Genomic DNA, 21,300 nt, shown 5'->3' on the forward strand with positions numbered 1-21,300 from the left:
AGTCGGAATGGCGACTTCCAGTTACATACCCGGTATGTAATTCTGATAACCCGCGTCGATGTGTTCCTCATCGACGATGACGCCTCACGGAGGAGAAAAGGTTGCCCCGGAACCGCAGAAAACTGGCCGCACTCGGCCTCACCCTGGGCCTGGCACTCGGACTGCCGGTGCCCGCACACGCCGCCACCCCGGCGGCCCCGACCGGTCCGTCCGCCCGCACCGGGCCGTCCGGTCAGTCCACCACCGTCACCCTGATCACCGGCGACCAGGTCACCGTCGCCGACGGCAACCGCGCGGCGGTCCGCCCCGGCGCCGGGCGCGCCAAGCTCCAGTTCCTGGTCCGCCGCGAGAAGACCGGCCTCAGCGTGGTCCCCCAGGACGCGCTGCCGCTGGTCCGGTCCGGCCGGCTCGACCCGCGCCTGTTCGACGTCACCGGGCTGATCGCGGCCGGGTACGACGACGCGCACCGCGACAACACGCCGCTGCTGGTGTCGTACCGCTCGGGGGCGGCCCGGCGGACGGCGGCCCCGCTCGCCGGCACCCGGGTGACCCGCGACCTGCCGGCGATCGGCGGCGCGGCGCTCAGCGCGACCAAGTCCGACACCGGCGCGCTCTGGCGGGCCGTCGCCACGGACCGTTCCGGCGCCCGGCTCGACGCGGCGGGGGGTGTCGACCGGATCTGGCTGGACGGCCGGCGGCAACTGACACTGGACCACAGCGTGCCGCAGATCGGCGCGCCGACCGCCTGGGCCGCCGGCTGGACCGGCAAGGGGGTCAAGGTCGCGGTGCTCGACACCGGCGTCGACCTCACCCACCCGGACCTGGCCGGCAAGGTCGCCGAGTCGCGCAACTTCAGCGAGGAGGCGAACCCGGACGACATCGTCGGCCACGGCACCCACGTCGCCTCGATCATCGCCGGCAGCGGCGCCGCCTCCGGCGGCAAGTACCGGGGCGTCGCGCCGGACGCCACGCTGCTGTCCGGAAAGGTCTGCGAGGAGTACGGCTGCACCGAGTCGGCGATCCTCGCCGGCATGCAGTGGGCCGCCGCCGAGCAGCACGCCACCGTGGCCAACCTGAGCCTGGGCGGCTGGGACACCCCGGAGGTCGATCCACTGGAGCAGGCGGTCGAGACGCTCACCGCGCAGACCGGCACGCTCTTCGTGATCTCCGCCGGCAACGACGGCGCCGACGGCTCGGTCGGCTCGCCGTCCACTGCCGACGCCGCGCTCTCGGTCGGCGCGGTCGACCGGAACGACGACCTGGCCGACTTCTCCAGCCGCGGCCCGCGGGTCGGTGACGGGGCCATCAAGCCGGACATCACCGCGCCGGGCGTGGACATCGTGGCCGCCCGCGCGGCCCACGGCCAGATCGGCGACCCGGTGGGGGACAAGTACGTCTCCCTCTCCGGCACCTCGATGGCGGCCCCGCACGTGGCCGGCGCGGTGGCGCTGATCGCCCAGCAGCACCCCGGCTGGAACGCGGGCCGTTACAAGGCCACCCTGATGGCCTCCGCCCGGCCGCACCCGGAGCAGACCGCGTTCCAGCAGGGCGCCGGCCGGGTCGACCTGGCCCACGCGATCACCGAGCAGGTGACCAGTGAACCGCCGTCGGTCTCGTTCGGCGTCGCGCTCTGGCCGCACGGCGACGACCAGCCGATCAGCCGCACCGTCACCTACCGCAACGGAGGCGCCGCCGCGCTCACGCTCGACCTGGGCGCCGAGTTCACCGGCCCGGGCGGCCGGTCCGCGCCGGCCGGCATGGTCACCCTCAGCGCGACCCGGCTCACCGTCCCGGCCGGCGGCACCGCCCAGGTCACCGTCGTGGTCGACACCCGGCTTGGTGTCGACGGCTACTGGACCGGCCGGCTGACCGCCCGGTCCGGCGACACCGTCGCGGTGACCCCGCTGGCGGTCAACCGGGAGGTGGAGAGCTACGACCTGACGCTGACCCACCGCAACCGGGCCGGCGCCCTCACCGGCAGCTACTACACCACCCTGATCGGGCTCGACGACGGCGTCACCCGCGACGTGTTCGACGCCGACGGCGAGGCCACCGTCCGGGTGCCCAAGGGCCGCTACGGGGTGCAGAGCCTGCTCTTCGTCGACGGTGACCAGGGCTGGTCGGAGATCTCCATGCTGACCCAGCCGGAACTGGTGGTGAAGGGCAACCAGCGGCTCGACCTCGACGCCCGACGGGGCAAGCCGGTCCGCAGCACCGTGCCGCAGCGCGGCGCCGCCCCGCTGCTGATCGACTTCACCGCGGCCTGGGGCTTCGGCGACTACTACGCCAGCTTCGGGCTCTGGACGGACACCTTCGACGGCCTCTACTCGGCCCAGCTCGGCCGCAACGTCTCCGACAAGGTCTTCGTCGGCTCGCTGGCCAGCCAGTGGCTCGACGCGAAGGCGCCGGAACGCAGCCCCTACTTCTACGGCCTGAACGAGTTGTTCCCCGGTCGCTTCCCGACCGGTTTCGTCCGGCACTACCGGCCCGCCGACCTGGCCCACGTCACGAACCGGTTCGCGAACGGCTACGCGGGCCTGGAGAACGAGCGCATCGTCTACCCGGAGCCCGACTACAACATGGGAGGTTCGGCGATCGTCGTGCCGGTCCAGGTGCCGGGCAAGCGGGTCGAGCACCTCAGCACGGCCCGCACGCGCTGGAACTTCGAGCTGGACTTCGGCAAGCGCGCCGAGGAAGGCTGGCTGGACACGCAGGCGGTGCTGGAGTCCGGGCCCACCCGCTTCCGGTCCGGCCACAACTACACGGAGCACTGGAACAACGCGCCGTACGGCCCGTCCTTCGCGCAGCCGCGCTGGCCGGACCAGGGCATCACCCGCACCGGGAACACGGTGGTGATCTCGCTGCCGGTGCACAGCGACGCGGCCGGGCACCCGGGCGGTTCGCTCAACGACACCGCACGCACCGCGCTCTACCGCAACGGCAAGCTGGTCGGTGAGATCGAGGCCGCCGGATACGGCGAGTTCGAGGTGCCGCCGGGCGTCGCGAACTACCGGGTCGACACGCTGGCGAAGCGCAGTTTCACCGACCTGAGCACCGAGGTCTCGGCGAGCTGGACGTTCCGCTCGAAGCGGGTGCCGGGCGACAAGCCGGCACGGCTGCCGGCGATGGCGATCCGGTTCGCCCCGTCGCTCTCGGTGGACGGCAACGCGCCGGCCGGCCGGACGTTCACCGTCCCGGTGACGGTGCAACGCCAGCCCGGCGCGCCGGCCGGCAAGGTCAAGGCACTCACCGTCGACGTCTCCTACGACGGCGGGAAGACCTGGCGGAAGGCGACAGTGAAGAAGCAGGGCGCCGGTTGGGCCGCCACGGTCCGGCACCCGGCCGGGCCCGGCTACGTGTCGCTGCGGGCCTGGGCCCGCGACGACGCCGGCAACACGGTTACCCAGCGGATCATCCAGGCGTACCGCCTGCGGTGAGTCCGACCGTCCGGGTCCGCGGCGATCGTGCCGCGGACCCGGACGGGGTCGTCAACTAGTCGTTCGCGTGCAGGGCGGCGTTCAGCTCGATGCCCCGGCCGGTGCGCGGCCTGGCCTCCAGCGCGCCGGTCACCGAGTTGCGCCAGAACAGCAGCCCGTCCACCCCGGACAGCTCGCGGGCCTTGACCACCCGGCCGTCCGGCAGGGTGACCTTGGAACCGGCGGTGACGTAGCAGCCGGCCTCCACCACGCAGTCGTCACCGAGCGAGATGCCGATGCCGGCGTTCGCGCCGACCAGGCTGCGCTCGCCGATGCGCACCTTGTCGGTGCCGCCACCGGACAGCGTGCCCATGATCGAGGCGCCCGCGCCGACGTCGGAGCCGTCGCCCACCACCACGCCCTGCACGATCCGCCCCTCGACCATCGAGGTGCCCAGCGTGCCGGCGTTGAAGTTGCAGAACCCCTCGTGCATCACGGTGGTGCCGGCGGCCAGGTGCGCGCCGAGCCGGACCCGGTCCGCGTCGGCGATCCGCACGCCGGCCGGCACCACGTAGTCGGTCATCCGGGGGAACTTGTCCACCCCGTAGACCGCCAGGTGGCGGCCGGCGGCCCGCTCGATGACGCGCAGCTCGTCGACCCGCTCCGGCGGGCACGGCCCGGCCGAGGTCCAGGCCACGTTCGCGAGCTTGCCGAAGATGCCGTCGAGGTTGAGCTCGTTGGGCCGCACCAGGCGGTGGGAGAGCAGGTGCAACCGCAGGTACGCGTCGGCGGCGTCCTTGATCGGGTCGTCCAGCGAGCCGATCACCGTGGTCACCTCGACGGTACGCAGGCCGGGCAGCGCCCGCTCGCCGATCGCGCCCGGCGGCAGGTCCAGCACGTCGGCCTGGTCCTCCCCGGGCACCAGGGGCAGCTCGCCGAGGCCCAGCTTGCCGGTCGGGTACCAGGTGTCGAGCACCTGGTCGTCGGCGGTGACGGTGGCCAGGCCGATGCCCCAGGCGGATGGTGCGGACGTCACGGTGACACCTCTCTTTTCCGGCGGCGGCGTCCGCCGCTGCTCGCGGCCGCGGGCGCGGAACGTGTGCCTCGCACCCACCGAGGATGACGGTACCGTGCGAGACATGCAGAACCCGTTGACCCCCGAGGTCCTGGCCGATCCGGTGGCGCTGACCCGTGCCCTGGTCGACATCGAGTCGGTGTCCCTCAACGAGAAGGCGATCACCGACTGCGTCGAGGAGGTGCTGCGAGGCGTACCGCACCTGCGTACCTATCGACACTCGAACACCGTGATGGCCCGCACCGAGCTGGGCCGGCCGCAGCGGGTGGTGCTCGCCGGCCACCTGGACACCGTCCCGCTCAACGGCAACTTCCCGTCCACCATGCGCGGCGACCTGATGTACGGCTGCGGCACCTCGGACATGAAGTCCGGGGTGGCGTTCGCGCTGCACCTGGCCGTGACGCTGGCCGACCCGCGCTACGACGTCACCTACTTCTTCTACGAGGCCGAGGAGATCGAGTCGCGCTACAACGGCCTCACCCTGGTGAGCCAGAGTCACCCCGAGTGGCTCCAGGCCGACTTCGCGGTGCTGCTGGAGCCCACCTACGGGATCGTGGAGGCGGGCTGCCAGGGCACGATGCGGGCGATCGTCACCACGCGCGGCGAGCGGGCCCACGCGGCCCGGTCCTGGCACGGGGTGAACGCCATCCACGGCGCCGGGGAGGTGCTGCGCCGCCTGGGCGCGTACGAGGCACGTCGGGTGACCATCGAGGGCTGCGACTACCGCGAAGGGCTCAACGCGACGGGGATCCACGGCGGGGTCGCCGGCAACGTCATCCCCGACCTCTGCGAGATCGAGATCAACTACCGGTACGCCCCGGACCGGGACCCGGCGGGGGCGGAGGCACACCTGCGCGAGGTCTTCGCCGGCTTCGACCTGACGGTCACCGACGCGGCGGCCGGTGCGGCCCCGGGGCTGGACAGCCCGGCCGCGCAGGAGTTCCTGGCCGCGGTCGGCGCCGCGCCGATCGGCAAGCTCGGCTGGACGGACGTGGCGCGGTTCGCCGCGATGGGCATCCCGGCGCTCAACTTCGGACCCGGCGACCCGAACCTGGCCCACCACAAGGACGAGCACGTCGAGCTGACCAAGATCCGTGACGGCGCGGCCACCCTGCACCGCTGGCTCGCCCCGGCCTGACGTACGGAATCCGGGGCCCGCGCCCGGCGTCGCGGGCCCCGGATCGTCAGACGCTCGTGGTCAGCGGCGTGTCCGCCTCGTCGGCCGCGCCGGTGGGCTCGGCGCGGTGGGCCTCCATCATCCGGGCGCGGCGGCGCTCGGCCACCACGTCGTGGATCCGCCGCTGCATCTGCCGCCGAATCCGGATCATCTCGCTGTTGCTGATCAAAACGCTGGCTCCTCCCCCGAAGGCGCGTCTCCCAGGCATACCGGGTATGTGAATAGTAAGACGTACCAGCGAGCGAATTAGTTGCCTTGATCGCAAAGATTTTCTCCGGCTCGCCGGCCTGCGCGCCGGGTCGCTGCCGCTCCACTACGGTGGCCCCATGAGCGAGAGCAGCGGGAGGCCGGCTGAGCAGGGGCCGCGGATGGAGCGGCACCGGGGAGCGGTCACGCTGCGCAACCGGGCGATCCCGACCAGCACCGCGGACCAGCGGTTGCTCGACTCCCGGGGGCGCAGCGACTGGAAGACCAAGGACGCCTGGCGGGCGCTGCGGATCCTGTCCGAGTTCGTCGAGGGGTTCGACACGCTCGCCGACCTGCCGCCCGCGGTCAGCGTCTTCGGCTCGGCCCGCAGCAAGCCGGACAGCCCGGAGTGCCGGCTGGCCGAGGAACTGGGCGGCGCGCTGGCCCGGGCCGGCTACGCGGTGATCACCGGCGGTGGGCCGGGCGTGATGGAGGCCGCCAACCGGGGCGCCGGCGAGGCCGGTGGCCTCTCCGTCGGGCTCGGCATCGAGTTGCCGTTCGAGCAGGGCCTCAACGACTGGGTCGACCTCGCCATCGACTTCCGCTACTTCTTCGCCCGCAAGACCATGTTCGTCAAGTACGCCCAGGCGTTCGTGGTGCTGCCCGGCGGCTTCGGCACCATGGACGAACTCTTCGAGGCGCTCACCCTGGTGCAGACCGGCAAGGTGACCCGGTTCCCGGTGGTGCTGATGGGCGTGGACTACTGGGGCGGCCTGCTCGACTGGCTGCGCGACACCATGGCGGCCGAGGGCAAGATCGGGCCCGGCGACCTCGACCTGATCTGCGTCACCGACGACGTCAACGAGGCGGTCCGGCACATCGTGGAGGCCGAGGCGGTGCTCTCCGCCGAGCAGGAGGCGGTCCGCGAGGAGGCGGTCGCCCGGGTGGCCGCCGACCAGCAGGCCGCCGCCGAGGCCGCACCCGAGGGCCCGGCCGGGTCGCGCTGACATGGCCAACGTCTGCGTGTTCTGCGCGTCCTCCCGCACCCTCGACCCGCACTGGCTGGCGTTGGCCACCGAGACCGGCACGGAGCTGGCCCGGCGCGGGCACACGCTGGTCAGCGGCGGCGGCTGCGTCGGGATGATGGGCGCGGTGGCGGACGGGGCGCGGGCCGCCGGCGGCCGCACGCTGGGTGTCATCCCGCAGGCCCTGGTCGACCTGGAGGTCGCCGACCTGGCCGCCGACGAACTGCTGGTGACCGACGGGATGGCCAGCCGCAAGACGCTGATGGTCGACAAGTCGGACGCGTTCGTCACGCTGCCCGGCGGGCTGGGCACGCTCGACGAGCTGTTCGAGGTCTGGACCACCGCCACCCTGACCCTGCACGCCAAGCCGATGGTGCTGGTCGACGCCGACGGCTTCTACCGGCCGCTGCTCGACTGGCTGCGCACCCTGGCCGATCGCCACTTCCTCAAGCCGGCCGGTCTCGACCTGCTGATGGTCGCCGACAGCGTGCCCGCCGCGCTCGACCTCATCGACGCCCGCCTCACCTGAGGGCCCTTCGACCCGGCCTGGCTCGGCCCTGTTTCCCGGCACGCCCTCGGCTTGGCTCCCCTTTCCGGCCTGATCCTGCCCAGCTTCGGCCCGATCCGTCGTGAGCGCCCAGGTCGGCCGAGGCCCCGCGCGATCCGCCCGAACTGACGCCGCGCCCGCCCTCCGCAGCGCCGCCCCCTCGCCCGCCCTCCGCAGCGCCGCCCCCTCGCCCGCCCCCATGCCTGCCGCACCCCGCCGCCGCCCGTCCGCCTCTCGGCTGCGTCTCGGCTCCCAACTTTCAGGAGTCTCCTCCCACCTGGCAGGAGCCAGGTAGATCTTGGTAGGAAGGTGCCCCTATAGGGGCCATTCCATACCAAGATCTCCCGAGCCGAGCCGAGCCGAGCCGAGCCGAGCCGAGCCGAGCCGAGCCGAGCCGAGCCGAGCCGAGCCGAGCCGAGCCGAGCCGAGCCGAGCCGAGCCGAGCCGAGCCGAGCCGAGCCGAGCCGAGCCGAGCTCTGGGTGGGGATGATCGGGGTTGCGCGCCACGTAGGGCGGTGGTTGTCGGGGGAGCGGCCGGATGGCCGCGCTCTCGGTGAGCTGCGGCGCGCGGGGCGGCGTCGGTTACCGGGTGTCGTACCGGCGTGGTGGGATGTCCGTGATGCAGGCGTACCGGTTGGTGCGCCGGCCCGGCGGCGCGGGGGCGGGGGTCACCCACGACGCCGGGGCGGGGCAGGGGGTGGGCCGGTCCGACGGGCCGGCCGTGACGGAGCCGCGATCCGGGGGGTCGACGGGCGATGCCGCGCACCCTTCGATCGAGGCCGGGCAGCCCGGCCGGCAGCCGACCGGAGACTCGGGCCCCACCGTGGGCGACCGGCGTCGGGCCGACCCGGTGCAGGCCGAGGTCGTCGCGCACACCGACGGGCCGATGCTGGTCGTGGGCGGTCCCGGCACCGGGAAGACCGACACCCTGGTCGAGGCGGTCGCCGCCCGGGTGGCCGAGGGCGTCGACCCGGAGCGGGTGCTGGTGCTCACCTTCGGCCGGCGCGGCGCCACCGAGCTGCGCCGGCGGATCGAGGCCCGGATCGCCGGGGACGGGCACCGCGTGGTCCGCGAGCCGCTGGTCCGCACGTTCCCGGCGTACGCCTTCGGGCTGCTCCGCCGCGCCGCCGCCGAACGGGGTGAGCCCTCACCGCGGCTGCTCACCGGCCCGGAGCAGGATCTGATCATCCGCGAGCTGCTCGACGTCGTCGGTGCGGAGCCCGGCGACGACCCGGTCGGCTGGCCGGAGGACCTGCTTCCCGCGCTGCGCACCCGGGCGTTCGCCCAGCAGCTCCGCGACCTGCTGATGCGGGCCGCCGAGCGGGGGGTCGGCCCGGTCGAGCTGGCCCGGCTCGGCGAGAAGCTGGGCCGCGCCGACTGGCCGGCCGCCGCCCGCTTCCTCCGGGAGTACGTCGCGGTGCTCGCGCTGCGCGACGTGAGCAACCGGGGCTCGATCGCGTACGACCCGGCGGAGCTGGTGCGGGCCGCCACCGGCATGCTGCTCGACGACCCGGAGCTGCTCGCCGCCGAGCGTCGCCGCCTGACCCACGTCTACGTCGACGAGCTGGCCGACACCGACCCGGCCCAGGTGGACCTGCTCGCCGTGGTCGCCGGCGGCGGCAAGTCCCTGGTCGCGTTCGCCGACCCGGACTCCTCCACGTACGCCTTCCGGGGCGCCGACCCGGCCGCGGTCGCCACGTTCGGCCACCGGTTCCGCACCGCCTCCGGCGCGCCGGCCGCCCAGGTCGTGCTGACCACCTCCTACCGGGCCGGGCCGGCGCTGCTGGCGGCGACCGCCCGGCTGGCCCGTCGGCTGCGCGGCCCGGCGGCGCACCGGCGGCTGCGCCCGCTCCCCGACGCGCCGGCCGGCGCGGTGGACGTCCGCACCTTCCGCTCGGCCACCAGCGAGTCGGCCTGGCTGGCCCACACCCTGCGTGAGGCGCATCTGCTGGACGGGGTGCCCTGGTCCCGGATGGCGGTGCTGGTCCGGTCCACCGGGCGACAGCTCCCGTCGCTGCGGCGCGCCCTGCACACCGCGGGCGTGCCGACCGTGGTGCACGGCGAGGACCTGCCGCTGCACCTCCAGCCGGCGGTGGCCCCGCTGCTGCTCCTGCTCCGCTGCGCGCTCGACCCCGACCGGCTGGACGAGGAGGCGGCCGTCGCGCTGCTGCACTCGCCGTTGGGCGGTGCCGACCCGCTGGCCGAGCGGCGGCTGCGGCAGGGGCTGCGGGCGCTCGCGCTGGCCGGCGGTGACCGTCGACCCTCCGGCGAGCTGCTGGTGGAGGCGCTGCGCGACCCGGCCGAGCTGGCCACCATCGAGCGGCGTTGGGCGGCGCCCGCGCAGGCCGTGGCGCACCTGCTGGCGACCGCCCGACAGGCCGCCGGCGCGCCCGGCGCCACCGCGGAGGACGTGCTCTGGGCGGTGTGGCGGGAGAGCGGGCTGGCCGAGCGCTGGGCCGGAGCGATCACCCGCGGCCGGGCGGCCACCGGCGAGCACGAGACGGCCCAGCGCTGGCGGGCCGAGGCCGCCGACCGTGACCTGGACGCCGTGCTGGTGCTCTTCGACGCGGCGGCCCGGTTCACCGACCGGTTGCCAGGGGCGCGCACCGAGGTCTTCCTCGACCACGTGCTCGGCCAGGAACTGCCCGCCGACACGCTCGCCGCCGCCGCGGACCGGGGTGAGGCGGTACGCCTGCTCACCGCGCACGCCGCCAAGGGCCTGGAGTGGGACCTGGTCGCCGTCGCCGGGGTGCAGGAGGGCGTCTGGCCGGACCTGCGGCTGCGTGGCAGCCTGCTCGGCTCCGAGCGGCTGGTCGACGTGCTCGCCGGCCGGGCCGACGGGGCCGGGCTGCGGGCCAGCCTGGTCGGGCAGACGTCGGCGTTGCTGGACGAGGAACGCCGGCTGTTCCACGTCGCGGTCAGCCGGGCCCGGCGCCGGCTGCTGGTCACCGCGGTCGCCTCCGCGGCGGTCGGCGGCGACGACCACGAGGAGCAGCCGAGCCGCTTCCTGCACGAGCTGGCCGCGACCGACCCGCCCGCCACCGGCGCGGGCGGCACCTCCCCACCGACCCCGAACGGCCCCGGCCCACGCGGAGCCGGCCCGAACGGCGCCGGCTCGAACGGTCCCGGCACGAACGGCCCCGGATCGGACGGCGTCGGTCCGAACGGCCCCGGCTCGAACGGTCCCGGATCGGACGGCCCCGGCTCGAACGGCCCCGGCACGACCAAGGACGGCCCGAACGAGGGGGGCCGGGGCCGGGCGGCGCTCGGCGGGGGACAGGCGGCGGACGGGCCGGTGCCGCACGGTGACGAAGACCCCCAGGACGGGCCGCCCGGCGCGCTCCCGGTGACCCTGCCGCCGCGCGGGCTCACCCTGTCCGCGCTGGTGGCGGAGCTGCGTACGGCGATCACCGACCCGGCGGCACCGATCACCCGGCGGCACGCGGCGGCGGGCGAGCTGGCCCGGCTGGCCGCCGCCGGGGTGCCCGGCGCGCACCCGGACGACTGGTGGGGGTTGCGCGGCCTCTCCGACGACCGGCCGCTCGTCGACTACGGCGAGGCGGTGCGGGTCACGCCGTCGGCCATGGAGAGCGCCATGCGGTGCAGCCTGCGCTGGCTGCTGGAACGGCACGGCGGCAGCGGGCCGGCCAGCGCGGCGCAGGGCGTCGGCAACCTGGTGCACGCCGCCGCGATGCTGGCCGAGGACGCGAGCGTCGACCGGGAGGCTCTGCTGGAATACGTGGCCGCCCGGTTCGACGCGATCGAGCTGGCCGCCCGCTGGATGGTCGGCCCGGAACGGCAGCGCGCCGAGGCGATGGTCGACAAGTTGCTGCGCTGGCTGGCCGGTAACCCGCGCCGGCTGCTCGCCATCGAGCACGAGTTCGCGGTCCGGCTCGACGACCCGACCCGGCCGATCGAGCTGACCGGTCGGGTCGACCGGCTGGAGGTCGACGCCGAGGGCCGGCTCGTGGTGATCGACCTGAAGACCGGCAAGTCCACCGCGGTCACCGAGCGGGAGGTCGCCGAACATCCGCAGCTCGGCGCCTACCAGGCGGCGGTCGAGGCGGGCGGGTTCGCGGAGTTCGGCGCGGAGTCCGGCGGCGCGGCGCTGGTGCAGCTCGGCACCGGCGCGAAGGACGCCCGGGAGCAGGCGCAGGCCGCAGCCGGGGAGGGCCCGGAGGCCGGCTGGGCCACCGCGCTGGTCCGCCGGACCGCCGAGACGATGGCGGCGTCCACGTTCGCCGCGGTGGCCAACTCGAAGTGCCGGGTCTGCCCGGTACGCACCAGCTGCCCGGTCTCCGGCCAGGGCCGCCAGGTGGTCGAGCCGCCGCCGGAGAGCCAGCCGTGAGCGGGGGGACCGGACCGTGACGACACAGCCGGCGCTGTTCGGTGTCACCGGCACGCCCACGCCCCGGACCGCCGACGCGGGCCCCCGCTACACCCCGGTCGAGCTGGCCCGGCTGCTCCGGCTGCCGGCGCCCACCCGGGAGCAGGCCGCGATCATCGCGGCGCCGGTGGAGCCGCTGCTGGTGGTCGCGGGCGCCGGCTCGGGCAAGACCGAGACGATGGCCGCCCGGGTGGTCTGGCTGGTCGCCAACGCGTACGTGCGCCCCGAGCACATCCTCGGGCTGACCTTCACCCGCAAGGCGGCCGGCGAGCTGGCCCACCGGGTGCGGACCCGTCTCGACCAGCTCGTCCGCCGGTTGGGCCGGCCACGCCGGGACCCACGTGACGACCCGTTCGCGGGCGAGCCGACGGTGTCCACCTACCACTCGTACGCCGGGCGGATCGTCACCGAGCACGGGCTGCGCGCCGGCTACGAGCCGACCACCCGGCTGCTCACCGAGGCGTCCCGCTGGCAGCTGGTCGACCTGCTGGTGCGCAACTACGACGGGGACATGTCGGAGGTGGACCGGATGCCGTCCACCATCACCGACGCGGTGCTGGCCCTGGCCGGCGAGCTGGACGAGCACCTGGTCGACCCGGACGAGCTGGCCGGCTGGACCGGCCGCTTCTTCGCCGAGGTGCAGTCGCGTCCCGGCCGGGTCTACGCCGACGTGCGCAAGGCGCTCCAGCTCCAGCGGACCCGGCTGAAGCTGCTGCCGCTGGTCCGGGCGTACGGCCGGCGCAAGGACGACTTCGAGGCGATGGACTTCGCCGACCAGCTCGCCCGGGCGGCCCGGGTGGCCCGCGACCATCCGGGCGTCGGCGTGATCGAGCGGGACCGCTACCGGGTGGTGCTGCTCGACGAGTACCAGGACACCAGCCACGCCCAGGTGGTGCTGCTCAACGCGCTCTTCGGCGGTGGTCACCCGGTCACCGCGGTGGGCGACCCCTGCCAGTCCATCTACGGCTGGCGCGGGGCCAGCGCCGGCACGCTCGACCGGTTCCCCGGCGAGTTCGCCCGCTCCGACGGCACGCCCGCCGAGGTGCTCGGCCTCACCACGAGTTGGCGCAACCGGCCGGAGATCCTCGGCGTCGCCAACGCGCTGTCGGTGCCGCTGCGGGCGGCCGGCGCCCGGGTGCCGGAGCTGCACGCCGCGCTCAGCGTCCGCGACCCGATCCCGCACCGCACACCCGGCGGGCGGGCCGGCGGCACCGTGCACTGCGCGCTGCTGCCGACGTACGCCGACGAGGCCGACTGGATCGCGGACAGTGTGCTGGCGGCCTGGCGGGGCGCGGCCGGAATGCCGGGCGCGCTGCCCGAGCACATCCCGGCCGACCGCCGGCCCACCACGGCGGTGCTGGTGCGGCTGCGCAGCCAGATCCCGGCCGTCGAGGCGGCGTTGCGGGCCCGGGGGCTGCCGGTGGACGTGGTGGGCCTCGGCGGCCTGCTGGACACCCCGGAGGTACGGGACGTGGTCTGCACCCTGCGGGTGCTCGCCGACCCGACCGACGGGGCGGCGCTGCTGCGGCTGCTCACCGGTGCGCGCTGGCGGATCGGGCCGCGTGACCTGGTCGCCCTGCACCGGCGGGCCCGAGCCATCGCCCGCAGCCGCCGGGAGCTGACCGGGGACGACGGTCCGGAGATCGTGGTGGACGCGCTGGACGAGGCGACGCTGGTGGAGGCGTTGGCCGATCTCGGGCCGGCGCAGGCCTACTCGGCGGAGGGGTTCGCGCGGCTGCGGTCGTACGGGATGGAGCTGGCGCTGCTGCGCTACCGGATGGACCAGTCCCTGCCGGAGCTGATCGCGGACATCGAGCGGAGCATCGGGCTGGACGTCGAGGTGGCGGTCCGGGCCGGTCGGGACGGCGCCGGGGACGCCGGGCTGGCCCGCGCCCACCTGGACGCGCTCGGCGACGTGGCGGCCCGGTTCAGCGGCGAGACGCCCGGCGCCACGCTCGCCGGTTTCCTCGCCTACCTGGCCGCCGCCGAGGACGAGGAGCGCGGGCTGGCGCCGGGCGAGGTCGAGGTGGTGGCGGGCGCGGTGCAGGTGCTCACCGCACACGCCGCGAAGGGCCTGGAGTGGGACGTGGTGGCGGTGGCCGGGCTCACCCGGGGCGTCTGGCCGGGGCCGGTGCGCGGCTCCGACCACTGGCTGGGCGGGCTCGGCGTGCTTCCCTTCCCGCTGCGCGGCGACGCGGACGGGTTGCCCGAGCTGGCCCTTCCGGAGGCGGCGGACCAGCGTGGGGTGGCCCGGGTGCTGGCCGAGTTCACCGACGCGTGGCGGGCGCACGACGAGCGGGAGGAGCGCCGGCTGGCGTACGTGGCGGTGACCCGGCCCCGTCGGCTGCTGCTCTGCTCCGGCTACTGGTGGGGGGAGGGGACGAAGCGGTTCCGCGGACCGTCGGTGTTCCTCCGTGAGGTGCACGACACCTGCCTGTCCGGCACCGACGGGCACGTGATCGACGCCTGGGCGCCGGAGCCGGCGGGGGACGCGGTGAACCCGACCACCGAGACGGTGTCGCGCGCGGAGTGGCCGGCCGACCCGCTGGGCGGTCGCCGGCCGGCGCTGACCGAGGCGGCGGCGCTGGTCCGCCGACACCTCGCCGACCCGGACGCGGCCCGCCGCGAGGCGGCCCTGCTGGCCTCCGTCGGCGGGTCCGCCGACGCGGCGGAGAGCGGGCCGGGCGGGACGAGCCCGGCGGAGGGCCACGAGGCACCGGTCCCGGTGGATCCGGAGGTGACCCGGTGGCGGCGGGAGGCCGACCTGCTCCTCGCCGAGCAGGCGGAGCTGGCCCGCCGGGCCGAGGCGGTCGAGGTGGAACTGCCCGGGCAGCTCTCGGTGACCCAGCTCGTGGCGTTGCGCCGCGACCCCGAGGCGCTGGCCCGTACGCTGCGCCGCCCGATGCCGACCGAGCCCAGCCCGTACGCCCGCCGGGGCACCGCGTTCCACGCCTGGCTGGAGCAGCGCTTCGGCGCCGATCGGCTGCTGGACGTGGACGAGCTGCCCGGCGCGGCCGACGAGGGCGCCGCGTCGGACGACGCGCTGACCGAGCTGCAGGAGCGCTTCCTGGCCAGCGAGTGGGCCGACCGGGTGCCGGTGGAGGTGGAGGTGCCGTTCGCCACGGTGATCGCCGGTGTGGTGGTGCGGGGCCGGATGGACGCGGTCTTCGCCCGCCCGGGCGGGCGCTACGACGTGGTCGACTGGAAGACCGGCCGGCAGCCCGCCGGCCGGGAGGCCGAGGCGGCGGCGGTGCAGTTGGCGGTCTACCGGCTGGCCTGGGCGGAGCTGGCGGGCGTGCCGGTGGACCGGGTCGGCGCGGCGTTCCACTACGTCCGGGACGCGGTGACGGTCCGCCCGACCGACCTGCTCGACGCCGGCGGGCTGACCGACCTGGTGGCCGCCGTGCCAGAATTTTCGACGTGATCTCCCCACCGGGCGAGATCCGTGGTACGTTGTCCTCGTTGCAGTTTTGGTTTCCAGAGACTCTGTGTGCGCCTGGCGGATTGTGGCCCCAGGCGCTCTTTGTTGTGTCCGGAGTTCTCCGGGCGGGGCGACCAGCAGCGACAGGCACGCCACGCAGCAATGCGTGGGGTGCTCCTCTCCGGCTCGCAACACGTGCGGGCCGACCGTTCCGTCAAGGAGACGAAACACATGGCAATTGGCACCGTGAAGTGGTTCAACGCTGACAAGGGCTTCGGCTTCATCACCCCGGACGACGGCGGCGCTGACGTCTTCGCCCACTTCTCGGCGATCCAGACCTCCGGCTACCGGAGCCTGGACGAGAACCAGCGGGTCGAGTTCGAGGTGACCCAGGGCCAGAAGGGCCCGCAGGCGGAGAACATCCGCCCGCTCTGATCTTTCAGATCAACCGGCACCACCACCACGCCCCGCCGGGCGTGGTGCACGGGCCGGCCCGCCGCGCCGCCCTCCCGCCAGCCGGGACGTGGCGCGCCGAGGCGGGCCGGCCCGTACCTTTTCGGTTCGTGCTTGTGACCACCGGCCACGCCGGTGACGCGCCGCTGGTCGGCGCCCTTCCTCGACACGTGCCGCCTCGAGGAAGGCTTTCCGCATGACCACGACCATGCCCACTTTTGCCGCCACCGGCCTGGCCCCGGCGCTCGTCTCCGAGTTGGTCGCCCAGGGCATCACCGCGCCGTTCCCGATCCAGTCGGCCACCCTGCCCGACTCGCTCGCCGGCCGGGACGTGCTCGGCCGCGGGCGGACCGGCTCCGGCAAGACGCTCGCGTTCGGGCTGCCGCTTCTGCACCGCACGGCCGGCCACCGGGCCCGTCCCGGCCGCCCGCTCGCGCTGGTGCTGGTGCCCACCCGGGAACTGGCCGCGCAGGTGACCGCCGCGCTCACCCCGTACGCCGCCGCGCTCGGGCTGCGCTGCGCCACCGTGGTCGGTGGGCTCTCGCTGACCCGCCAGGCGGACGCGCTGCGCGCCGGCGCCGAGGTGCTGGTGGCCACGCCGGGCCGGCTGCACGACCTGATCGACCGGGGTTCCGCCCGGCTGGACCAGGTGGCCATCACCGTGCTCGACGAGGCGGACCAGATGGCCGACATGGGCTTCCTGCCGCAGGTGACGAAGCTGCTGGAACAGGTCGCTCCGGGCGGGCAGCGGATGCTCTTCTCGGCGACCCTGGACCGGGGCGTGGACCGGCTGGTCCGCCGGTTCCTGACCGACCCGGTGACGCACTCCGTCGACCCGGGCACCGCCACGGTCACCGCGATGACGCACCACGTGCTGCACCTGGAGCCGGAGGACAAGCCGGGCGCGCTGGCGAACATCGCCGCCCGGGAGGGCCGCACCATCGTCTTCATCGCCACCAAGCACCGCGCCGACCGGGTGGCCCGCCAGTTGCTGGCCAAGGGCGTTCGCGCCGCCGCGCTGCACGGCGGCAAGTCCCAGCCGCAGCGCACCCGGATCCTGGAGCAGTTCCGCACCGGCCAGGTCACCGCGCTGGTGGCCACCGACGTGGCGGCCCGCGGCATCCACGTCGACGGGCTGGACCTGGTGGTCAACGCCGACCCGCCCACGGAGGCGAAGGACTACCTGCACCGCGGCGGCCGGACCGCGCGGGCCGGGGAGTCGGGCACCGTGGTCACCCTGGTCCTGCCGGAGCAGCGCCGCGACGTCGCCCGGCTGATGAGCACCGCGGGGATCAATCCGCAGACCACCCGGGTACGCCCGGGCGACGCGGAACTGGGCCGGCTGACCGGGGCGCGCGAGCCCTCCGGCACGCCGGTGACCATCACGCCGCCGGCCGCCGCGCACCCCGCCCCGGGTACGCGTCCCCGCCGCCGCCCGCGCCGTCGCTGACCGCTCGTCCCCACGGTCTCCGGCGTCGGTGACCGGCCGCCCTCACGGTCGTTCCCGACGCCGCTGACCGGCTGTCTTCGCGGTCGTTCCCGGCGTCCCTCCCCGCGGTCGTTCCCGGCGTCGCCGACCTGCCGTTTCCCGGGCGTGACCGACCGGTCGCGAGGCGTGTTCTCGCTGAGTCGGGGATCAGCGGATGTTCAGTCGGGTGGCCGACTGTCCATTGCCGGCGGGGCGACGATGCTGGGTCCGGACGGTCCGCAGAGGCCGGCCGGATGCGGAGGGGCGACCATGGCGGGTGACGCCGGCCCGGGCGGTGCCCGGGAGGTGCTGTTGGTGCTCGCGGTCGCGGGCGCCGGCCTGGCGCTCGCCGTGGTGGCCGCGTTCGGCCCCTGGCACCCGGCGGTGGACGGTCCGCAGGACCGTGGCGCCGCCCGCACCTTCAATCCCGGCTGACCGGTCGGACCCACGGGTGCGGGTGCGACAGCCTTGTCTGACCACCGGGCGCGTCACCCTGCGTGACGTCCGGTGGAGAATGGTCGCCGACGAGCGGCATGACTGACAGGCATAAATATGCCTCACGGTCATGCGGCTTCCCGGCGATGTCTTTCCCGGCGGGACCTCCGCCAGGCCGGCGGCCGTCGGGCCACCTGGCGTAGCGGTCCCGAGGCGGTGCGCGAGCAGCCGAGCGGGGCCCCGGCACCGGGCCCCGCTCGGCGTCCGCCCACCGGGCCAGGCCGGGCCACCCAGGCCGGGCCAGGCCGTGCCACCGTGCCAGGCCACCGGGCCGGGCCAGGCCGTGCCACCGTGCCAGGCCACCGGGCCGGGCCAGGCCGTGCCACCGTGCCAGGCCACCGGGCCGGGCCAGGCCGCTGGGCCGCGGGCCGGGTCAGGGCGCCGGCGCGCGGTCCGCCAGCAGGTCCGCCAGCGTCGTGCGGTCCACCACCAGCGCGATCGCGCCGTCCACCGCCAGCCAGACGTCCCGCAGCCCGGTGGCGATTCCGTGGTAGCCGGCCCGGTCGGCGGGCATCCCCCGGACGCTGGTGAGCGCGCCGCCGACCGCGCGCAGCACGTCGCCGACGCTGATCTCGGCCGGCGGTCGGGTCAGCGCGTAACCGCCCTCGGTGCCGCGGTGGCTGTGCAGCAGCCCGGCCCGCCGCAGGTCGAGCAGGATGCCCTGGAGGAAGCTGAGCGGGATGTCCTGGCTGTCGGCCAGGCTCGCCGCCTTGACCAGCTCGCCGCCGCCGGACCTCTCGTCGCCGGTGGAAGCGGCGTCGGTGGAAGCGGCGTCGGCGACGGCGAGCATGGCCCGGAGCGCGTAGTCGGCGCGCGCGGAGATGTACACGAGGTCAGTTACCGGCCTGGTCCAGCACGCCCCACCGGCGGCGGATCGCCTTGTCGGCCGCGCCGAACGCGGTGTCAACCAGCAGGCCCACCACCAGGATGACGATCATGATGGCCATCAGCCGGGGCGCCTCGCTCAGTTCCCGGGCGTAGGTGAGCTGCGCGCCGATCGAGGTGCGGGTGGCGATGACCACCAGCAGCTCACCGGCCATCAGGCTGCGCCAGGCGAACGCCCAGCCCTGCTTGAGCCCGGCCACGATGGCGGGCAGCGCGGCCGGCGCGATCACGTACCGGTAGAGGTTGAGCCCGCGGGCGCCGAGGTTGCGGCCGGCGCGGACCAGCAGCGGCGGCACGTAGTCGACGCCGTGGATGACGCCGTTGGCGACCGACGGGGCGGCGCCGAGCACCACCACGAAGAAGATCGCCTGCTCGCTGAGCTGGAACAGCAGGATGGCCAGCGGGAACCACGCGATCGACGGCATGGTCTGCAACGCGGTGATCATCGAGCCGAGCGCGGCCCGGAGCACCTTGACCCGGGCCACCCCGAGACCGAGCAGCAGACCGACCGCCACCGCGGCGGCGAACCCGACGGCGGCCCGGCGGGCGGTGGTGGCCAGCCCTTCCCAGAGCGCGGAGCTGACCAGGTAGTGACCGAGGTCGGCGAAGACCACCGCCGGGCCGGGCAGCGCCCAGGGCTCCTTCCAGCCGCTGAGGACCACGGCCTGCCAGATGGCGATCGCCATCGCCAGCGCGGCGAACTTGGGCCAGGTGGCGGACCAGAGCCGGCGGACCCGGGACGGGCCCTTCTCCCGGCCGGCGATCTCCAGCGCGTCGAGGCCGGAGATCTCCGCGTCGCTCCGCGTCGTACCGGCGAGGGTGTCACTGGCCATGCCGGCCCACCTCCTTGCGCAGCCGGTCGGTGACCTCGGCGGCGATGGCCGACACCTCCGGCGAGTCGATCCGCCGGGGCCGTGGCACGTCGACCCGGGTGGAGTAGATGATCCGGCCGGGCCGGCTGGAGAGCAGCACGATGCGATCGGCGAGCCGGGCCGCCTCCCGGACGTTGTGCGTGACGAATAGGACGGTGAGCTTGCGCTCGGTCCAGATCCGCTCCAGCTCGTCGTGCAGGATGTCCCGCGTCATCGCGTCGAGCGCGCCGAACGGCTCGTCCATCAGCAGCACCGGGGTGTCCAGCGCGAGGGTGCGGGCCAACGCGACCCGCTGCCGCATGCCGCCGGAGAGCTGGTGCGGGCGCTTGCGGCCGAAGTCGGACAGGTGGACCGTGCGCAGCAGCTCGGCCACCCGCTCCTTACGCTGGTCGCGGGGGAGGCCGCGCAGCTTCAGCGGCACCTCGACGTTGCCCTCGACGGTCGACCAGGGGAACAGCGCCGGCTCCTGGAACATCAGGCCCGGGTTGACGCCCTCGCCCAGCTCGATCGTGCCGCCGCTGAGCCGGTCCAGGCCGGCGACCAGGTTGAGCAGCGTGCTCTTGCCGCAGCCGGACGCGCCGACCAGGCAGACGAACTCGCCCGGCGCGACGTCCAGCGACAACCCGTCCAGGGCCAGGACGGCTTGCTCGCCCTGGCCGTACACCTTGGTCACGCCGCGCAGCGCGACCGAGCCGGTCGCGCTGCGCGGGGTCGTCGTGGTGGACGTCACGGCTGGGTGACCTCGGGCTTGCCCTCGGCCTTCAGCACCTCGTTGAGGAACTTCAGCTCGTAGAGGCCGTTCAGGTCGACCGGCTGGGTCAGCCCGACCGCGACGGCGTGGTCCAGGCCGGTCTTCAGCGAGGACGCGATCGGGTCGTTGGTGAACTCCAACGTCGGCCAGGCCTGCTTGATGAGCTTGACGTCCAGCGGCTTGCCGGTGATCTTGCCGATGTGCTCGGAGATGGCCTGCTGGGCGTCGTCCGGCTTGGTGTTGACGAACTCGTTCGCCGCCACCTGACCCTCGACCAGCTTCTTGACCACGTCCGGGTGCGCCTTGAGGAACTTGGTGCTGACCAGCAGGTTGGTGATGACGAACTTCTTGTCCGGCCAGAGGTCGCGCTCGTCGACCAGCACCTTGCCGCCGGCGTTGACCAGCCGGGAGACGAACGGCTCCGGCACCCACGCGCCGTCGATGGCGCCGCTGCCGAAGGTCTCCACGGTCTGCGCGTTCTCCTGCGGGACGACCTTGACGTCGCCGCCGCCCTCCTTGGTGGTCTGCAGGCCCTTCTCCTTGAGCCAGTAGCGCAGCGCGACGTCCTGGGTGTTGCCCAGCTGCGGGGTGGCGATCTTCTTGCCGCGCAGCTGCTCGGGCGAGGTGATGCCGGGCTTGACCACGAGCGCGACGCCGCCGGACGCGGCGCCGGAGACCACCCGGACCGCCTCGCCCTTCGACTTCGAGAAGGCGTTCACGGTCGGGTTCGGACCGATGTACGTGGCGTCGAGCGCACCGGAGAAGACCGCCTCGATGGCCGCCGGGCCGGCGTTGAAGGTCTTCGTCTCCAGCGTGACGTCGCTGCCCAGCTTCTCCTTGAAGATCCCCTTCTCCACGCCGACCACGGCCGGCGCGTGGGTGATGTTGGGGAAGTAGCCGAGGCGCAGCGTCACCGGACCGGAGGCGCCGGCGTCGCTGTCGTCGCCGCCGCAGGCGGCGGTGGTGCCGAGCGTGGCCGCGCCGACCGCGGCCAGGGTGGCCAGCGTGACCAGGCGGCGCAGGGGGAGCCGTCTCATCGAATGTCCAATCCGCAGTATTCCTATTTAGTTGGTAGGAAGAGTGGGGGAGGATGCGGTCGGCGTCAAGACCCGTCCCGCATCTGTCCACCGTTCGGCCACGGC

The 21,300-nt window shown here is 74.5% G+C and carries 15 protein-coding genes; 9 read left to right on the forward strand and 6 right to left on the reverse strand.

Annotated features, from left to right (window positions below; all coding sequences use genetic code 11):
• Positions 1-101 precede the first annotated feature (101 nt).
• Positions 102-3,437, forward strand: coding sequence for a S8 family serine peptidase (locus O7598_RS03970; protein ID WP_269690066.1), 3,336 nt, complete (start codon positions 102-104; stop codon positions 3,435-3,437).
• Between the two features lie 55 nt (positions 3,438-3,492).
• On the opposite strand, the gene dapD is transcribed toward O7598_RS03970, so the two are convergent.
• Positions 3,493-4,452: a 2,3,4,5-tetrahydropyridine-2,6-dicarboxylate N-succinyltransferase gene (gene dapD, locus O7598_RS03975; RefSeq protein ID WP_269690067.1), complete on the reverse strand. Its 960-nt coding sequence runs from the start codon at positions 4,450-4,452 to the stop codon at positions 3,493-3,495.
• A gap of 103 nt (positions 4,453-4,555) precedes the next feature.
• Between dapD and dapE the strand changes: the two genes are divergently transcribed.
• A complete protein-coding gene (gene dapE / locus O7598_RS03980; RefSeq protein WP_269690068.1) occupies positions 4,556-5,629 on the forward strand; it encodes a succinyl-diaminopimelate desuccinylase in 1,074 nt (357 codons plus the stop codon).
• 46 nt (positions 5,630-5,675) lie between these two features.
• Here the strand turns inward: dapE and O7598_RS03985 are convergent, their stop codons facing one another.
• Positions 5,676-5,819, reverse strand: a complete 144-nt coding sequence (locus O7598_RS03985) for a hypothetical protein (RefSeq protein ID WP_269690069.1) — start codon at positions 5,817-5,819, stop codon at positions 5,676-5,678.
• 175 nt (positions 5,820-5,994) lie between these two features.
• Here O7598_RS03985 and O7598_RS03990 point away from each other — a divergent pair, with 175 nt between their 5' ends.
• From O7598_RS03990 to O7598_RS04020, 7 genes are all read left to right on the forward strand, one after another.
• On the forward strand, positions 5,995-6,861 hold the full coding sequence (locus tag O7598_RS03990; protein WP_091068560.1) for a TIGR00730 family Rossman fold protein: 867 nt from the start codon (positions 5,995-5,997) through the stop codon (positions 6,859-6,861).
• Position 6,862: 1 nt separating this feature from the next.
• Entirely contained in the window at positions 6,863-7,408 is a 546-nt protein-coding gene (locus O7598_RS03995; protein ID WP_269690070.1) for a TIGR00730 family Rossman fold protein, read from the forward strand.
• A 637-nt stretch (positions 7,409-8,045) separates the two neighbouring features.
• Positions 8,046-11,774 carry a PD-(D/E)XK nuclease family protein gene (locus O7598_RS04000; RefSeq protein WP_269694728.1) on the forward strand — a complete coding sequence of 1,243 codons (3,729 nt, stop codon included), beginning with the start codon at positions 8,046-8,048 and terminating at the stop codon, positions 11,772-11,774.
• Positions 11,775-11,790: 16 nt separating this feature from the next.
• The gene (locus O7598_RS04005) at positions 11,791-15,237 is read left to right on the forward strand and encodes an ATP-dependent helicase (protein ID WP_269690071.1); all 3,447 of its coding nucleotides are present in this window, start codon (positions 11,791-11,793) and stop codon (positions 15,235-15,237) included.
• A gap of 228 nt (positions 15,238-15,465) precedes the next feature.
• A complete protein-coding gene (cspE, locus tag O7598_RS04010; RefSeq protein WP_013288421.1) occupies positions 15,466-15,669 on the forward strand; it encodes a transcription antiterminator/RNA stability regulator CspE in 204 nt (67 codons plus the stop codon).
• Positions 15,670-15,883: 214 nt separating this feature from the next.
• Positions 15,884-17,137, forward strand: coding sequence for a DEAD/DEAH box helicase (locus tag O7598_RS04015; RefSeq protein ID WP_091068571.1), 1,254 nt, complete (start codon positions 15,884-15,886; stop codon positions 17,135-17,137).
• Positions 17,138-17,425: 288 nt separating this feature from the next.
• Positions 17,426-17,590: a hypothetical protein gene (locus O7598_RS04020; protein ID WP_172967924.1), complete on the forward strand. Its 165-nt coding sequence runs from the start codon at positions 17,426-17,428 to the stop codon at positions 17,588-17,590.
• Between the two features lie 433 nt (positions 17,591-18,023).
• Here O7598_RS04020 and O7598_RS04025 read toward each other — a convergent pair whose 3' ends face one another.
• Genes O7598_RS04025 through O7598_RS04040 form a run of 4 tightly spaced genes read right to left on the reverse strand, consistent with a single transcriptional unit; the run spans position 18,024 to position 21,195 of the window.
• The gene (locus O7598_RS04025) at positions 18,024-18,479 is read right to left on the reverse strand and encodes an RrF2 family transcriptional regulator (protein ID WP_269690072.1); all 456 of its coding nucleotides are present in this window, start codon (positions 18,477-18,479) and stop codon (positions 18,024-18,026) included.
• A gap of 4 nt (positions 18,480-18,483) precedes the next feature.
• Positions 18,484-19,368 carry an ABC transporter permease gene (locus O7598_RS04030; RefSeq protein ID WP_269690073.1) on the reverse strand — a complete coding sequence of 295 codons (885 nt, stop codon included), beginning with the start codon at positions 19,366-19,368 and terminating at the stop codon, positions 18,484-18,486.
• A complete protein-coding gene (locus tag O7598_RS04035; RefSeq protein ID WP_269690074.1) occupies positions 19,358-20,137 on the reverse strand; it encodes an ABC transporter ATP-binding protein in 780 nt (259 codons plus the stop codon). Before O7598_RS04035 ends, O7598_RS04030 begins: the two co-directional genes overlap by 11 nt.
• Positions 20,134-21,195, reverse strand: a complete 1,062-nt coding sequence (locus O7598_RS04040) for an ABC transporter substrate-binding protein (RefSeq protein WP_269690075.1) — start codon at positions 21,193-21,195, stop codon at positions 20,134-20,136. Before O7598_RS04040 ends, O7598_RS04035 begins: the two co-directional genes overlap by 4 nt.
• Between the last annotated feature and the right edge of the window lie 105 nt (positions 21,196-21,300).

Source organism: Micromonospora sp. WMMC241 (genome assembly GCF_027460165.1).
Classification (GTDB): Bacteria; Actinomycetota; Actinomycetes; order Mycobacteriales; family Micromonosporaceae; genus Micromonospora; species Micromonospora humi.

Bases quoted from the DNA above. Each gene is read 5' to 3' on its own strand.
- dapE (WP_269690068.1), top strand. From the start codon at position 4,556: ATGCAGAACCCGTTGACCCCCGAGGTCCTGGCCGATCCGGTGGCGCTG.
- O7598_RS03985 (WP_269690069.1), bottom strand. From the start codon at position 5,819: ATGATCCGGATTCGGCGGCAGATGCAGCGGCGGATCCACGACGTGGTG.
- O7598_RS03990 (WP_091068560.1), top strand. From the start codon at position 5,995: ATGAGCGAGAGCAGCGGGAGGCCGGCTGAGCAGGGGCCGCGGATGGAG.
- O7598_RS03995 (WP_269690070.1), top strand. From the start codon at position 6,863: ATGGCCAACGTCTGCGTGTTCTGCGCGTCCTCCCGCACCCTCGACCCG.
- O7598_RS04000 (WP_269694728.1), top strand. From the start codon at position 8,046: ATGCAGGCGTACCGGTTGGTGCGCCGGCCCGGCGGCGCGGGGGCGGGG.
- cspE (WP_013288421.1), top strand. From the start codon at position 15,466: ATGGCAATTGGCACCGTGAAGTGGTTCAACGCTGACAAGGGCTTCGGC.
- O7598_RS04015 (WP_091068571.1), top strand. From the start codon at position 15,884: ATGACCACGACCATGCCCACTTTTGCCGCCACCGGCCTGGCCCCGGCG.
- O7598_RS04020 (WP_172967924.1), top strand. From the start codon at position 17,426: ATGGCGGGTGACGCCGGCCCGGGCGGTGCCCGGGAGGTGCTGTTGGTG.
- O7598_RS04030 (WP_269690073.1), bottom strand. From the start codon at position 19,368: ATGGCCAGTGACACCCTCGCCGGTACGACGCGGAGCGACGCGGAGATC.
- O7598_RS04040 (WP_269690075.1), bottom strand. From the start codon at position 21,195: ATGAGACGGCTCCCCCTGCGCCGCCTGGTCACGCTGGCCACCCTGGCC.